12 protein-coding genes and 1 tRNA gene are annotated in these 14,446 nt (G+C 71.5%); 2 read left to right on the top strand and 11 right to left on the bottom strand.

All coding sequences use genetic code 11. The features are described from left to right. Nucleotides 1-40 precede the first annotated feature (40 nt). The 4 genes from HUT12_RS02845 to HUT12_RS02830 all read right to left on the bottom strand — a co-directional run bounded on the left by HUT12_RS02845 (nt 41) and on the right by HUT12_RS02830 (nt 3,882). Complete coding sequence (locus tag HUT12_RS02845; RefSeq protein WP_176092384.1) at nt 41-724, bottom strand: hypothetical protein; 684 nt, start codon at nt 722-724, stop codon at nt 41-43. Then, a complete protein-coding gene (locus HUT12_RS02840; protein ID WP_176092383.1) occupies nt 721-2,991 on the bottom strand; it encodes a caspase family protein in 2,271 nt (756 codons plus the stop codon). Before HUT12_RS02840 ends, HUT12_RS02845 begins: the two co-directional genes overlap by 4 nt. A gap of 11 nt (nt 2,992-3,002) precedes the next feature. Then, complete coding sequence (locus tag HUT12_RS02835; RefSeq protein WP_176092382.1) at nt 3,003-3,410, bottom strand: hypothetical protein; 408 nt, start codon at nt 3,408-3,410, stop codon at nt 3,003-3,005. 398 nt (nt 3,411-3,808) lie between these two features. Then, a tRNA-Thr gene (locus tag HUT12_RS02830) sits at nt 3,809-3,882 on the bottom strand. 221 nt (nt 3,883-4,103) lie between these two features. Between HUT12_RS02830 and HUT12_RS02825 the strand changes: the two genes are divergently transcribed. After that, nucleotides 4,104-5,846, top strand: a complete 1,743-nt coding sequence (locus HUT12_RS02825) for a metallophosphoesterase (RefSeq protein ID WP_254877022.1) — start codon at nt 4,104-4,106, stop codon at nt 5,844-5,846. An 81-nt stretch (nt 5,847-5,927) separates the two neighbouring features. Here HUT12_RS02825 and HUT12_RS02820 read toward each other — a convergent pair whose 3' ends face one another. From HUT12_RS02820 to tmk, 6 genes are all read right to left on the bottom strand, one after another. Then, nucleotides 5,928-6,794, bottom strand: coding sequence for a regulatory iron-sulfur-containing complex subunit RicT (locus HUT12_RS02820; RefSeq protein ID WP_176092380.1), 867 nt, complete (start codon nt 6,792-6,794; stop codon nt 5,928-5,930). A gap of 324 nt (nt 6,795-7,118) precedes the next feature. Further along, nucleotides 7,119-7,814: a hypothetical protein gene (locus tag HUT12_RS02815; RefSeq protein ID WP_176092379.1), complete on the bottom strand. Its 696-nt coding sequence runs from the start codon at nt 7,812-7,814 to the stop codon at nt 7,119-7,121. Next, the gene (locus HUT12_RS02810) at nt 7,814-8,119 is read right to left on the bottom strand and encodes a type VII secretion target (RefSeq protein ID WP_176092378.1); all 306 of its coding nucleotides are present in this window, start codon (nt 8,117-8,119) and stop codon (nt 7,814-7,816) included. Before HUT12_RS02810 ends, HUT12_RS02815 begins: the two co-directional genes overlap by 1 nt. Before the next feature lies 1 nt (nt 8,120). After that, nucleotides 8,121-8,450, bottom strand: a complete 330-nt coding sequence (locus HUT12_RS02805) for a YbaB/EbfC family nucleoid-associated protein (RefSeq protein ID WP_131057902.1) — start codon at nt 8,448-8,450, stop codon at nt 8,121-8,123. Between the two features lie 159 nt (nt 8,451-8,609). Continuing rightward, complete coding sequence (locus HUT12_RS02800) at nt 8,610-9,869, bottom strand: DNA polymerase III subunit delta' (protein ID WP_176092377.1); 1,260 nt, start codon at nt 9,867-9,869, stop codon at nt 8,610-8,612. Then, nucleotides 9,869-11,965, bottom strand: a complete 2,097-nt coding sequence (gene tmk / locus HUT12_RS02795) for a dTMP kinase (RefSeq protein WP_176095628.1) — start codon at nt 11,963-11,965, stop codon at nt 9,869-9,871. The genes HUT12_RS02800 and tmk overlap by 1 nt, the downstream gene beginning before the upstream one ends. 402 nt (nt 11,966-12,367) lie before the next feature. On the opposite strand from tmk, the gene HUT12_RS02790 reads away from it, so the two are divergent. Next, nucleotides 12,368-13,576 carry an amino acid deaminase/aldolase gene (locus HUT12_RS02790; protein ID WP_176092376.1) on the top strand — a complete coding sequence of 403 codons (1,209 nt, stop codon included), beginning with the start codon at nt 12,368-12,370 and terminating at the stop codon, nt 13,574-13,576. A gap of 121 nt (nt 13,577-13,697) precedes the next feature. Here HUT12_RS02790 and HUT12_RS02785 read toward each other — a convergent pair whose 3' ends face one another. Then, nucleotides 13,698-14,345, bottom strand: coding sequence for a TetR family transcriptional regulator (locus HUT12_RS02785; RefSeq protein ID WP_176095627.1), 648 nt, complete (start codon nt 14,343-14,345; stop codon nt 13,698-13,700). Nucleotides 14,346-14,446: the final 101 nt, after the last annotated feature.

Raw genomic sequence — 14,446 nt, 5'->3', positions numbered from 1 at the left:
GTGCGGACAGGCCGGAGCGTCACTTCCGGCCTGCCCGCGGTCAGCGCAGTTGCCAGTCCTCGCCGTCCGGCAGGGCTTCGCCGTCCACCACGCCCGCGCTCCGCAGCGACGCGATCACCCGTACGCACGACAGCCGGTCCGAGGCCGGCGGACCACACAACTCGAACCGCTCGTACGCACGCAGGGCGCTCTCGCTGCGCCCCAACAACAGGCTGAGCAAGCCGTAGTCGGCCCAGGCCCACCACTGGTCACGCCGTTCACCCTCGACCTGGGCGCGTACGGTGTCGACGGCCGCCTCGAGTTCGGCACGCATGGCTGACAGCTCACCGGGACTGCAGAGGATGAGGACGACCAGATAGTTCGTCAGGTTGTAGGAGTCACTCACCCCGTACTCGTCGCCCTGCTCGATGTCACGACCCTGCCGATAGGCGTCAGCCGCCCGCACCAGGTTGTTGTCGCGCCACTCCACCCCGCCCAGCATCCCGTAGGCGTCTGCGAGCGCCCGCGCCAACTGCGATCGGATCGGCACGTCGGAGAGATCCGGTTGGGCGGTGTCCGGAGGGGGCTTGTGCGGCAGATGCTCGACGCGTGCAAGCGCATCGCGTAGTCCGTCGATGAGCACACCCAACACCCCGCGTGCCCGTTCGAGATGCCCGTGCGTGGTCAGGGCTCGCGCCCGATTACGCTGCTGAGCCGCCTCGTTCAGGATCGCTTCCAGGTTCATGATGCCTCACCTGACATCTCTCTCTCGAGGTCGTCCACCACCGCGAGCACCTCCTCGCTGAATGCGCGATCGTCCGGTTCGAGCGGTTCGGAGAGCAGCGCCACCAGGTCGTAGCCGACGTCTCTCAATTCGACGAGGTCTCCGCCGGTGATCCTGCCGCGTTCGTGGGCGTCCCTGAGGTAGAGCCAGGCCGCGCGAAGCATCTCGACGGCGCTGTGTCGTGCGGCGTCGGTGAGCCGATGGGTGGCCGGGAAGATGTACGGGCTACTTCCCCGTTGGCGGCTCATGTGCAGCGCCCGGGCCGGGGTCCGCAGCGCCTCCACCACGCTCACGGTGGCCGGCTCGTGGTGGATGTCCGCGTACTGCCAGGCCACCCGGTAGAGGCTGCCGACCGCCAGGCAGTCGCCCACCCAGGTTCGGACCGGCCCTTCGCTGAGTTCCTGCACCATGTCGAGATGCCGATCGACGATCTCGTAGTAGAACTCGTTCCCGCAGTCGAGTTCGTACTCGATCACCCGTAACAGCGAGGTCAGGCCGGCGACCTGCCCGGCGATGCGTGCCAGCCGATCCGCGTTCGGGCCGTTACTCTCGGCCGCCGCTGTCCCGTCGATGATGCAGACGGGTTCGAGTGGCCGGGCCGCCAGCCGCATCCCCAGTTCGAACATGACGTTGGGTTTCCAACCCGTCAGGTCGCACACACACAGGTCGGTGAGACGGATCGCCTCCAGGAGATTCGCCGACACCACCCGTGCCGACCCCATGTCGAGGGTCCGCTCCACTCGGACCGACGCACGCATCTCGGGATCGTCAGCATTCCCGATGCCGTCACCACGAGATGTCCGACGGGCCTCGACCGCTCTCTTCAACCGGCGCTGGATCTCCGGCCAGTTCCGGCTGCCGTACGCCGAGTCGAATGAGCAGAGGACCAGGACTCTCTCGTGATAGGGAATGACCGTCCGGTCGAGAACCGGTGGAAGCTGCCGGATGGCGTCGAAGCCGGGCAGGTCGGCATACCTGAACGGGGCGCGACTGAGATCTCGTATGCCGGCCAGCGCCCGAGCGCCCAGTAGGTCCTCCGGAAGCACTCCCCCTGGAGAGAAGCTCACCACGTTGATGTCCCGCAGGAGGAACGGTGGCACACCAGCCAGCCCGCCGTGCTTGTCCTCACCCTCCTGGAGGAAGCAGATCGTCACGCCTCGCCGCACCACCGCCCGCATCCCGAGCAGTACGACGACCGCCGGCTCCAAGTCGGTCAGGTCGAAGAAGGCCAGGTCGGCGGAGCAGACGCTCTGCACCGCCTCCTGAAAGGACCGGGTGGAACCGAACACGTCAGCCGACCGCACCAGTTCGGGTTGCTCGCTCAAATACCAGCCGGTCTCGTCGGCGACGCTGCGGCGATAGATCTCCCGGAACCCCTCGATGGCATCGCCGAACTGCCCGACGCTGGTGCCACCGGCCGGCACGTCCGCAGCGGACACCACGGCACACCACGGCCGGACCGCGTGGTCTTCCAGCGGCCTGGGCGGCACCGGCGGATTGGGGAAGAGCGGAACCTCGCTGATGCGCCCCTTGCGCTGTTCGGGATCGTGGACTTCGGGATACGTCTTCGTGTCCCGGTCGGCCAACTCGTCCTTGACGAGAGTTCCCACCTCGCGCAGACACAGCCGGCGCGCATGGCCCGGCTCCCCGCGCCAGAGCACCTTCAGCAACGCGCCGGTGAAGACCGTCGTTTCGGCATCCGGGTCACCGTAAGAGAGATCACCACTGCTACAGGACGCGAGTACGGCGACGCCGACACTACCGATCGGACGGTTGAAGGCCCGGGCGGTCTCAGCGGAGAAGCACGCATCGATGATGAGGTGAACGCGCAGCTTCCCGGCGCATGGACGAAGGGCTTCGGCCACATGACTGGCCCGTAGCGAGGACGAGTCGATCGCGGCCCGAGTGGCACAGGCCGTCAGCAGGACGAACTCGTCCCCGTCCGGAATGCGGTCACCGTGTCCGACGTAGTAGACGATGACATCGGAGGCCTCCGCCTGACCTCGATCAAGGAACCCTTGGATCTTCTCGACCATTTCGTGCGGGCTCGCGGTCGAGCCGAACAGTTCAAGAACGCGTTCGCCGGGGACGTGGAGTCCGTTGCGCACGTAGTCGAGAAAAGCAGCATGAGAGCGGCCGATGACCGGCTTGTCGAGATCCGGCCAGGCCGGCCAGGCATCCGCCCCAAGCATGATCACGAGCGGCTGCTGAGCGACTTGATCCGGCATCGTCTCGTCCGCTACTCGTCGCCGGATGTGCCTTCGATCAACGCCACGATTTGCAGTGCCAACACCTCGGCACGACGAGCCGGCAGATTCGTCACCTTGAGCTGATCGGTCTTGGAGCGGAAGACGACCTCCGACGTCGCCCGCCGTGCGAGCCACTGCTGCACGCCCCGGGCCACGGCAACGGCAGCAGGGGTCGCAAGGAGAAGCACGAGCAGGGCACCGACATCTTGGGTACGAGGGTCCGACCGAACTTGATCGACAACGAGATCGGGGTCTTCGTCGAGCAGATAATCGCGCAACTCTGCGGCCAGTCGACCAGCCTCGGCGTCGGCGACACCTACCAATTCGATCTCTACCTGCCGCTGACCAACATCCACTGATGAATTCCCATTCGTCGCGCCGGCGATCGATGGCGTCATCGTAGACCCGACTTTCGAACTCAGTCAGCAGACAACCGGGGCGATCCGAGCTGGCCGTCCCACCGAAACAGCTCGTCGAACGGGGGAAAGTCCGCTGCAAAGCCACGTGGTCGACCCGACCCGGACGGCAGCCGAAAGCCCCATGTCGCGAATCCGACAGCGCTCGCCACTCGGACCACCAGCGCAGTCACTGATCAATTTGCCATTCGCCGAGGTCTACTTCATCCGGACGGCGCGACGGCATGCCTGCGGCGAGTCGCACGCGCCGCGTCGTCAGCTCGATCGGGTGACCACCCGGCAGCAACCGTCGGAAGCCCCGAGACGGCGGGATCCTGCGACACCTGTCGCGAAACGAAGCGGCCCTGACCAGCATCTCCGCTGGTCAGGGCCGCTATCCGAGCCGCCTGACGGAATCGAACCGTCGACCTACGCATTACGAGTGCGTCGCTCTAGCCGACTGAGCTAAGGCGGCAACGATCGCCAAGTGTACGGCACGCACCACGCCGGGGCGGAGCGGGATTCCCCGGACTCGACGGACCGGACATCGGGCGCGTTCGGGCTCGGCACGGCACACCGCGCGGCACTACGCTCCGGCGGGTGACCGACGACCACATCCCCCGCGACGAACCGTTCGACCCTCCGCCCGGTGACGGTACGCGTCCCGAGGCCGACAGCCACCACGCGCCCGAGCCGGTGACGGCCGGCGGCCGGGCGGCGCCACTCGGGACGTACGCCGAGGAGGCTTCCGGAGGGCGGGCGGCGCGACGGCCGCGCAGCACCGATCCGCTGGAGCTGGGCTTCACGCCGCGCAAGCCGGTGCCGTGGCTCGCACCGTTCCTGCTGATCAGCACCGGTCTGCGGACCTTGTTGGCGATGCTGTTCGGGGCGTACCTGGACAAGCGCGAACTCCAGAAGGCGCTGGATGCGGAGGTCGCCCGTCAGGTCGGGCCGGACGGCGGGCTCTGGCTCGACTACGTGGCCGACCTGGGCGACGGCTTCAACGCCACGTACTCGGTGGCGTACCTGCTCGCGCAGCGCGAGCTGGAGGTGGACGGGCACCGGCTGCCCCGGGCGCAGACCCTGGTGATGGGCGGCGACCAGGTCTACCCGTCGGCGGCGTACGAGGCGTACGAGGACCGGTGCAAGGGGCCGTACCAGGCGGCGCTGCCGACCACGCCGCCGGAGCAGCCGACGATCTTCGCGGTGCCGGGCAACCACGACTGGTACGACGGGCTGACCGCGTTCCTGCGGTTGTTCGTCCGGACCCGGGACCGTCACTTCGGCGGCTGGCGGACCGGCCAGTCCCGCTCGTACTTCGCCGCCGAACTGCCCGCCGACTGGTGGCTGCTCGGGCTCGACGACCAGTCCGGCTCGTACGTCGACGACCCGCAGCTCACCTACTTCGACGCGGTGGCGGAGAAACTGGGCCCGCAGAGCAGGGTGATCTTGGCGGTGCCGGCTCCGGCCTGGGTGAAGGCCGTCGACCAGCCCACCGCGTACGACTCGATCGACTACTTCATCCGGACCATCGTCGCGCCCACCGGTGCCCAGGTACGCCTGTTGATCTCCGGCGACCTGCACCACTACGCCCGCTACACCGGGCCGGACGGCCGGCAACTGGTCACCTCGGGCAGCGGCGGGGCGTACCTCTACCCGACGCACAAGCTGCCCGAGCAGATCGAGGTTCCGCCCCGGGACACCCTGGCCCGCCGCTCCAGCCCCTCTCGCGCGTACGAGTTGGCCGCCCGCTACCCCGACGCGGCCCGCTCCCGCCGGTACGGCTGGGGGATCTTCGGCCGGTTGCCGCTGCGCAATCCCGGCTTCTCGACGCTGCTGGGCATCCTGCACACCCTGCTGATGCTCTCCATGGCCGGCGTGACCGACTTCCGTGCGGAAGCCTCGGAGCAGCGACTGTTCAGCGTGCCGTTGGTGATGATGGTGCTGGTGACCGTGCTCGCGGCGGCCCTGTTCGCGAAGCCGCCCAGTTCCAGCGGCAAACGGCACGTCCGGCACTGGCTGCTGGGTGTCGGGCACGGGCTGGCCCACGTCGGGTTGGCCGCCGCCGGCACCTGGGCGTGGGTGTCGTTGCCGTTCCACGACTGGCCGTGGCCGCTGCCCGCAGTGGCCGCCGCCACGGTCTATCTGCCGGTGATCGGCCTGGTGGCCAGCCAACTGGTGGCCGCGTACCTGCTGGTGGCGAGCGCCTTCGGGGTGAACGTCAACGAACTCTTCGCCGGTCAGGGCATCGAGGACGCCAAGGGCTTCGTGCGGATGCGCATCGACCCGGACGGCACGCTCACCCTCTATCCGATCGCGGTCGACCGGGTGGGCCGCCGGTGGCGCGTCAACCCCGACGAATCGCCCGAGGCATCCTGGCTCGCCCCGGGCCGCCCGCTGCGTCCCCGGCTGGCCGAACCTCCCGTCGTCCTGCGCTGACCGGCCCCACGCAACTCGGTGAACCGCACACCCGTCGCCGCAGGACAACCAGCGGGGCACGACGAGCAGCGTCCCGAACGGTCAGCGCCGGGGCGTCACGCCCTCCGGGCCGGACTGGTCACGGCTGTCGTACGCCTGGCGTGAGCCGCACACGTCGGCGCGGGAGCAGAGGGAGCGCGAGCCGTCGGTGTCGAGGCGCACGGTGACGGCGTCGCGCGGGACGCTGTGGCCGACCACCCGGCCCTCCCCCTTCGGGGTGGAGACGCGACTACCGACCTCCGGCGCCGACTCCTGGAAGCGTTGATAGAGCGGGTGCTCGTACTTGAGGCAGCACATCAGCCGGCCGCAGGCACCGGAGATGCGCAGCGGGTTGAGGGGCAGGTCCTGGTCCTTGGCCATTCGGATGGTGACCGGCTCGAAGTCGTTCAGGAAGGTGGCGCAGCAGAGGTCACGCCCGCAGGAGCCGATGCCGCCCTGCACCCGGGCCGAGTCGCGGGCCGACAACTGGCGCAACTCCACCCGGCAGTGCAGGGTCGCCCCGAGATCGCGGACCAGGGAGCGGAAGTCCACCCGGTGCGGTGCGGTGAAATAGACGGTGCTGCGCTCGCCGCCGCCGTCGGCGCTGCCGAGCACGTGGTCGATCGCCACCACCTTCATCGGCAGGCCGTGCTCGCGGATCAGCCGCTTCGCCGCGACCTTCGCCTCCGCCTTGCGGCGCCGCAGCGTCTCGTCCCGGCGCAGATCCTCCTCCTGCGCCAGCCCGGCCAGCCGGGGGAAGCCCTCGGTGTCGTCGCTGACCCACTGCGCGGCCCAGACGCACTCCGCCACCTCGGGCCCGTCGTCGGTGGGCACCAGCACCTTGTCGCCGACCTGCGGTCGGAAGTCACCAGGGTCGAGGTAGTAGAGACGCCCGTACCGCTGGAAGCTGACCGCGCAGAGCATGCCCATGCTCCTCACCCTACGACGCGCCGCCGGATTTCCGTCGGGCCGGCGTGACGGGTGACCGCACCGCGTAATCATCCATGACTGTCGACTCGACCGATCCCGTGCCACCGACCGGTACGACGATGGCGACCGGACGGCTGAATACTCCGTCACGGACGGGACAAACGGGGCTCGACAGCGTTGAGTGTGGGACAGACCTGCGGGGGGGTGCAGGAAAGTCACGGCGCCGCCGCGTGGGCCCGATCGGGTTCCCGTGTGCGGCGCCGTGCTGCGTGCCAGCGCGCCCCGCTCACCGGCCGAGCCCGGCCGGGACGTCTGGCCGTGCTGCTACCAGCCGACGCGGGTGGTCGTCCCGCCCGGGGCGGCGCCGGGGCGGAACCGGGTCGACGTCGTCCGCAACGGGGACTCGGCCAGGCTCGGCGCCCACTGCCGCAGGAGCGTCTCCGCCCCGTCGTACGCGACGCAGAGCACGGCCAGCACCCGGGCCGCGATCTCGGCGGCGGCAGGAGTGCCCGGCGACGAGGGCCCGGAGTGCGGCGACTCCCGGGTGATGGAGGTGGCCGCCACCACCGAGACCGCCTCGGCCGAACCGATCACCTCGGCCAGGGTGCGGGCGACGGTGAGCCGGCTGCCCTCCACCCAGTCGGCGAGGGCGTCGGCGTAGCCGGCGGTGGCCTCCAGACGCCCGACCAGACTCTCCGGGCCGTCGTCGAGGTGGCGCAGCAGCATCGTGCGGGACTGCCCGTACGCGGCGGCGGCCGGCCCGGACCAGAGCAGCGGATCGGTCAGCGTGGCGCAGGCGTGGTCGTACCCGTGCACGTGCCGGCGCACCGTGTGCCCGGCACCGGCCAACGGTGCCGCCCGCAGGTCGAGGAAGCTGCGCAGTGCGTCGCCGGGCAGCACCTGCATCCGACGCAGCAACGGCCAGACCCGGTGGCCCTCCGGAGCCCCGGCGGCGAGCAGGGTGTCGACCCGGCGCAGCAGGTCGATCCCGGGCTCGGCGAGCCGGTCCAGGGCGTCCATCACCTCTCCCCGGCCAGCCGGCGGGAGGCGGCGGAGTCGGTGTCGGAATAGCGGTCGGCGGCCTGGCGCAGCGCAGCCGCCGTGGCGGTCAACTGCGCGGCGGCGGCGTGTGCCTCACGGGCCCGGTCACCGGTGGCGGTGATCCACTGCCGGTGCAGCGCCCGCCCGATCTCGCCGGGTCTCCCCGGCGCGTCCGCGCCGAACGAGACCTGCGCGGGGTCGGCGGCGGTGACCGAGCGGGACAGCGCGGTCAACGTGGCGCTCGCCTCGTCGATCCGTGCGGCCAGGGCACGAAGGGTGTCCATGTCACGCCCCCGTCAGTGGCCGGTAGGCGGTGAACGTCTCGTTGTGCAGCTTCTCCCGGGCCCACTGGGCGGCGTCCGCCGCGGCGACCACCGCGGCCCGCACCGAACCCGCGACGTCACGCGGCTGGCGGGCGTGCAGCGGGCCGAGGAAACGCACGTCGGTGATCCGGCCACCGGCGGTCACCACCACCTCGACGAGGCCGTCCGGCGACCGGACGGTGACCTCGACCGTCGCCACGGCCTGGTCGAACTCGGCCTGGAGGGACTCGATCCGACGGTAGCGTCGGACCGCCTCCTCGATCCACGCCTCGTCGATCTCGCCCCGAGGCATCAGCGGACTCCTCCCCAGTCGCCCTCACTGTGCGTACCGCCGCCGTCACCACGGCACACCGGACCGTACCGCACCAGAATCGGGCGTGTCGATGCCTGCGCGGATCCCGGAGCCGACCGCTCCGTCAGGACGCGGCATCCGGCGGGACGCGGGCCGGGGTCAGCCCTTCCAGAGGGCGAGCATCATCGACTCGACCGCGATCCGGGGCTTGACGTTGGCCTCGATCGCGGACCGGCAGGTGAGCACCGCCTCCAGCCGCCGCAACGCCCCCTCCGCCTGCCACTTGCGGGCACCGGCGTCGGCCAGGTCGACGGTGTCGGTGTGCACCGGCGCCACCGGCGCCGACCATGCCACGGCGAGTGCGTCCCGATAGAAGGCGGCCAGGTCGACCAGGGCCCGGTCCAGCGCGTCCCGCTGAGCCCGGGTCGCCCGGGACTTCTGGCGGCGCTCCAGCTCCTTCAGTTGGCCGGCGGAGCCCCGGGCGGCCCCCGCCGCGCCCCGGCCGGTGCCGCCCGCCCCGAGCGCGGTCTCCAGCGCGGCACGCTCCGCCGCGTCCAGCTCGGCCACGGACGCCTCGGCCTCCGCCTCGGCCGCCTCGATCAGCGCGGACGCCGCGTCGAACGCGGCACCCACCCCGGTCAGCCGACGCGGCACCGCGAGCACCGCGTCCCGCCGCGACCGGGCCTGTGGATCGCCGGCCAGCCGCCGGGCCCGCCCCACGTGTCCCTGGGTGGCCGCCGCCGCCCACCGGGCCACGTCGGGCGCGATGCCGTCGCGACGGACCAGCACCTCGGCGACCGCCTCGGCCGAGGGCTGCCGCAGTGGTACGACCCGGCAGCGCGACCGGATGGTCACCGAGATGTCGTCCGGGTGGGTGGACGGCGCGCAGAGCAGGAAGACGGTCCTCGGCGGCGGTTCCTCCACGGCCTTGAGCAGCGCGTTGCCGGCCGCCTCGGTCAACCGGTCGGCGTCCTCGATGATCACCACCTGCCAGCGCCCGCCGGACGGGGTGCTGGCCGCGCGGAGCACCAGCGCCCGCATGTCGTTGACGCCGATGGAGAGTCCCTCGGGCACCACCAGCCGCACGTCGGCGTGGGTGCCGGCGAGCGTGGTGTGGCATCCCGGGCAGGTGCCGCAGCCGGTGCCGTGGACGCACTGCAACGCGGCGGCGAAGGCACGTGCCGCCACCGACCGACCCGACCCCGGCGGCCCGGTGAAGATCCAGGCATGGGTCATCCCCGCGCCCGGGTCGCCCCCCGGGGACGTACCGTCGCCCTCGTCCGGACCGTCCGGGGACGCCGTCGGCCCGGTGTCCGGGCCGTCGACGGTGCGCAGCACCGCGGCGGCGGCCGACGCCGCACGGCGCAGCGTCTCCACCGCGTCGTCCTGCCCGACCAGGTCGGCGAAGGCGTCCGGCATCAACTTCGCTCCGTCGTCACCAGCTCCGATGGGGATAACTCGGGCTGGACCGAGGTGTCCGGGCCGTTCGCCGGGTCCGGGTGCGAGATGCCGCCGGCGGCACCGAGCAGCTCCTCCACCCGGCCGGCCACCTGCTCGGCGATCTCCTCCGCCGGGCGGGAGCCGTCGAGGACGAGGTACCGCTTGGGGTCGGCGGCGGCCAGGTCGAGGAAGGCGTACCGGACCCGCTCGTGGAAGCCCACCGACTCGGCCTCCAGCCGGTCGGCGGCCTGGCTCCGTGCGGCCACCCGGGACAGTCCGGTCCGGGGGTCGACGTCGAGCAGCACCACCAGGTCGGGCTTGAGCCCACCGGTGGCCCAGGAGGAGAGCCAGGAGACCTCGTCGACCGGCAGCGTACGACCGGCACCCTGGTACGCCAGGGAGGAGTCGACGTACCGGTCACTGATCACCACCGCGCCCCGGACCAGGGCGGGACGGACCACGGTGGCCACGTGGTGAGCCCGGTCGGCGGCGTAGAGCAGGGCCTCGGCGCGCGGCGAGGGCGCCTCGTCCCCGGTGGTGTCCAGCACCATCGACCGGATCCGGGTGCCGACGGCGGTCGCACCCGGTTCCCGGGTCACCACCACGTCCCGCCCGTCGCCGCGCAACCGCTCGGCGAGCTGGGCGAGCTGGGTCGACTTGCCCGCGCCCTCGCCACCCTCGAAGACCACGAAGAGCCCGGCCGAGACGAACGGCTCGGCCGGCATCAGCGGGCGACCCCGGATCGACCCCCACAGGTCGGCCAGGACCGGTACGCCCTTCTTGTCGTCCATCTGCCCGAACGCGCTGATCCCGGCGAAGATCCCGGCGGCACCGGCGACGAGCAGCAGCAGCCGCGTCGAGGAGACCGAGATGCCCAGGTCGGCGATCTCGAACGTCCGGGAGCCGCCGACGCCGGCGAGCAGGCTGCCCAGCGCGATGGCCAGGATCAGCACCAGCCGGGTACCGATCTGCACCACGGCGAAGACCCGACCGCGTACCTCGTCGGCGACCTCGCCGCCGAGCAGCGTGGTGCCGGAGAGGAAGGCCATCCCGGCCCCGGCGCCGACCAGGATCGCGCCGAGCAGGGCCATGGACAGGTGGAAGGCGAAGGCCAGCGTCATCACCGAGGCGCTGGCCAGCACGATGCTCATGCCGAACCAGCGGCGCCGGGACATGTCCCGGACGATCATCGGGCCGAGCCCGATGCCGATCCCCAGGCCCAGGAAGATCGCGCCGAAGAGCAGATAGAACGCGGCGTCACCGGCGCCGAGCGAGGCGGCGAAGAAGCGGGCGGTGCCGATCACGATGCCGCCGCCGGCAAAGGCACCCAGGATGCCCAGGACCAGGCCGCGGACCAGCGGGGTCTGGGCGATGAACCGCCATCCCTCGGCGAACTGGCGCAGCATGCTCTGCTCGGTGCGCTCCCCCTCGGCGGTCTGCGCCTGGCTGATCTCCTTGATGCCGAACGCCACCACCAGGGCGGTGGCGAGGCGGGAGAACGCGTTGAACCAGAGCGCGAGCTGGGCCGGCTCGGCCCAGGCGGGCATCTCGCCGCCGGTCACACCCCGGACAATGCCGTCGCCCGAGGCGAGCAGGATCGCGGCGGCGATCGGGGTCAGGCCGTACGTGGTGATGAGCGTGAGCTGGTTGGCGGTCTCCAGCCGGGCACGCGGGATGAGGTTGGGGACCGCGGCCTCCTTGGCCGGGATCCAGAGCAGGGTGACCGTCTCGATCAGGAACGTGGCGATCGCCGCCCAGCTCACCACCCGGGCGCCGCTGGCGCCGGTGAGCGCGTACAGCGGGATGGAGGCGAACAGCAGGAATCGCAGCACGTCGCAGATGACCATGGTCCAGCGGCGGTCGAACCGGTCGGCGAGCACCCCGGCGAACGGGCCGAGGACCAGTGCGGGCAGCAGCCGGATGGCGATCACGCCACCGAACGCAGCGCCCTTGGCGGTGTTCCCCTCCACCTGAGCGGCGGCGAAGACACTGGTGGCGAGCAGGCCGAGCCAGTCACCGAAGGAGGCGGCGCCGAGCACGATCCAGAGCCGGCGGAACGGGCGGATACGCAGCACCGAGCGGATCGCGCCGTAGCCGGACAGGTCGGCCTGGGCGGCGGGCCCGCTCGGTGGGCTCTTCGGGTCGGTGGGCGCGCCCGGTGGGCTCTTGGGATCGGCGGGCTGGCCGGCGGCACCGCCGCCGGGTAAGCCGGTCGTGTCCCGGCCGGCTGTCCCGGCGGGCTGGTCCGCGGACGGCGACACGCCGGACGACTCGCCGTTGAACTGGCTTTCGATGGCCGTACCTCCACGTGCCGGCCCATCGCTGGGCACCCCCGGTGGAACACTCTAGTCCCGACGGGGACCTCCCCCCGTCGCGCATCACCTGCTCGCCGAGCCTAGGACGCGGTTGCCAACCCGACCCCGGCCGCCAGATGCGAGGGTATTTCGCATTCACCGTTTCACAGTTAGCGTGCACACGTGGCCACCGACAGCGATAACCTGCGCCACCGGCTGGACCGGGCGACCGCGCACCTCGACCCTCCGTACGCGGTGGTCGACCTCACGGCCTTCGACGACAATGCCGCCGCGTTGACCTCGCGGGCCATCGGCAAGCCGCTGCGGATCGCCAGCAAGTCGCTGCGCTGCCGGGACCTGATCGCCCGCGCGCTGGCCCGCCCGGGCTGGCGGTCGGTGATGGCGTTCACGCTGCCCGAGGCGATCTGGCTGGTCCGGACCGGGGTCACCGCCGACGTGCTGGTGGCGTACCCCACCGCCGACCGGGGGGCGCTGACCGAGCTGGCCGCCGATCCGGCGCTGGCGGCGGCGATCACGCTGATGGTCGACGACCCCGGTCAGCTCGACTTCTACGACACGGTGACCGCCCCGGGCCACCGCCCGGAGCTGCGTGTCTGCCTCGACCTGGACGCCTCGTGGCGACTGCTGGGCGGCCGGGTGCACGTCGGGGTCCGCCGCTCACCGGTGCACACCGCCCGGGCTGCCGGTCGACTCGCCGCCACCGTCGCCCGGCGGGCCGGCTACCGGCTGGTCGGCCTGATGTCGTACGAGGCGCAGATCGCCGGCCTGGGCGACGCCCCGCCGGGGCAGGCGGTGCTCGGCGCCGCGATCCGGGTGGCCCAGCGCGGGTCGTACCGCGAGTTGCTGGCCCGCCGAGGTGCGGCGGTGGCTGCGGTACGCGAACACGCCGACCTGGAGTTCGTCAACGGCGGCGGGACCGGCAGCGTGGCCGCCACCAGCGCCGATCCCGCGGTCACCGAGGTCACCGCGGGATCGGGGCTGTACGGACCGACGCTCTTCGACGCGTACCGCACCTGGCGGCCCACCCCGGCGGCGTTCTTCGCCTGCGCGGTGGTCCGCCGGCCGGCACCCGACCTGGCCACCGTGCTCGGCGGCGGCTGGATCGCCTCCGGTTCCGCCGCTGACAGCCGGCTGCCCCGCCCGTGGCTGCCGACCGGCCTGAAGCTGCTCGGCGCCGAGGGTGCCGGCGAGGTGCAGACCCCGCTGACCGGCGCACCGGCCGCCACCCTGCGTGTCGGAGACCGGGTCTGGTTCCGCCACGCCAAGTCCGGCGAGCTGTGCGAACGGGTGAACGAGCTGCACCTGGTCGACGGCGACCACGTGGTGGGCACCGTACCGACCTATCGGGGCGAGGGACACGCCTTCCTCTGAGCACTCCGCACCGACACCACGGCGTGGTTCTCCGCCGTGGTCGTGGCGTGGTGCACTCGGTGCTACCGGTCCGGCGGGCCGGGCGGGTTCCCCGCGGGCTGCGTCGCCGGGTCGGGTGAGGTCAGGCGCGCTGCGTGGCCGGCGGCTCGGCGGCCTCGGCGATCTGGTCGTCGCCCGGCTTCGCGGGCTGCCCGACCGGCCGGCGGCCGGTGTCGCCCCGCGCCTCCATCTGGCGGTGCAGGTACTCCCGGATCAGCGCCTTCGCCTCGGCCAGCACCCGGTCGTCGCCGTCCGACGTGCGCCGGAACGCGAGCTTGATCAGGGAGTCCGCCGCCTCTACTGCGATCTCCAGGTGGAAACGCAGGTCGGGAACGTCGGCGAGCCCGAACCGTTCGGTGAGCACCCGGGCCAACTGGTCGGCGATCACCCCGTTGTTGTCGCGCTGCTCATCGAGCAGATGCAGGTCGACCACGTCGCCGAAGTGCAGGGTACGGAAGCCGGGAACGGTGCGGTGCATCGTGATGTACTCGTCGATGCCCGCGTCGACCCCGTCCCACCAGTGAGTCAGGTCGTCCGAGGCGAAGCGTTCGTCGAGCCGCTGGAGGTAGGACTCCATCGTGCGCAGCGTGAGCGCCTGCACGATCGCCCGCTTGTCCGGAAAGAACTGGTAGACCGATCCGATCGCCACCTCGGCCCGCTCGGCGAGCAGGGTGGTGGTCAGTCCTTCGTACCCCACCTCGTCGACGAGTTCAGCGCAGGCGTCCAGCATCCGCTGGACGCGCGCGACACTACGACCCTGCACTGGTACGCGACGCAGTGGGCCGGTCGTGGCGGCTGAAGTTGACACTCGCCACCCCCCTTCGACGGATG

The sequence above is a fragment of the Verrucosispora sp. NA02020 genome, from assembly GCF_013364215.1.
GTDB lineage: Bacteria > Actinomycetota > Actinomycetes > Mycobacteriales > Micromonosporaceae > Micromonospora.
The sequence above is the reverse complement of the archived record's forward strand: the minus strand, read 5'-3'. Positions and strand labels throughout refer to the sequence as shown.

Bases quoted from the DNA above. Each gene is read 5' to 3' on its own strand.
- HUT12_RS02820 (WP_176092380.1), bottom strand. From the start codon at position 6,794: ATGGGCATGCTCTGCGCGGTCAGCTTCCAGCGGTACGGGCGTCTCTAC.
- HUT12_RS02845 (WP_176092384.1), bottom strand. From the start codon at position 724: ATGAACCTGGAAGCGATCCTGAACGAGGCGGCTCAGCAGCGTAATCGG.
- HUT12_RS02805 (WP_131057902.1), bottom strand. From the start codon at position 8,450: ATGCCTCGGGGCGAGATCGACGAGGCGTGGATCGAGGAGGCGGTCCGA.
- HUT12_RS02835 (WP_176092382.1), bottom strand. From the start codon at position 3,410: ATGACGCCATCGATCGCCGGCGCGACGAATGGGAATTCATCAGTGGAT.
- HUT12_RS02785 (WP_176095627.1), bottom strand. From the start codon at position 14,345: ATGCTGGACGCCTGCGCTGAACTCGTCGACGAGGTGGGGTACGAAGGA.
- HUT12_RS02810 (WP_176092378.1), bottom strand. From the start codon at position 8,119: ATGGACACCCTTCGTGCCCTGGCCGCACGGATCGACGAGGCGAGCGCC.
- HUT12_RS02815 (WP_176092379.1), bottom strand. From the start codon at position 7,814: ATGGACGCCCTGGACCGGCTCGCCGAGCCCGGGATCGACCTGCTGCGC.
- HUT12_RS02800 (WP_176092377.1), bottom strand. From the start codon at position 9,869: ATGCCGGACGCCTTCGCCGACCTGGTCGGGCAGGACGACGCGGTGGAG.
- HUT12_RS02840 (WP_176092383.1), bottom strand. From the start codon at position 2,991: ATGCCGGATCAAGTCGCTCAGCAGCCGCTCGTGATCATGCTTGGGGCG.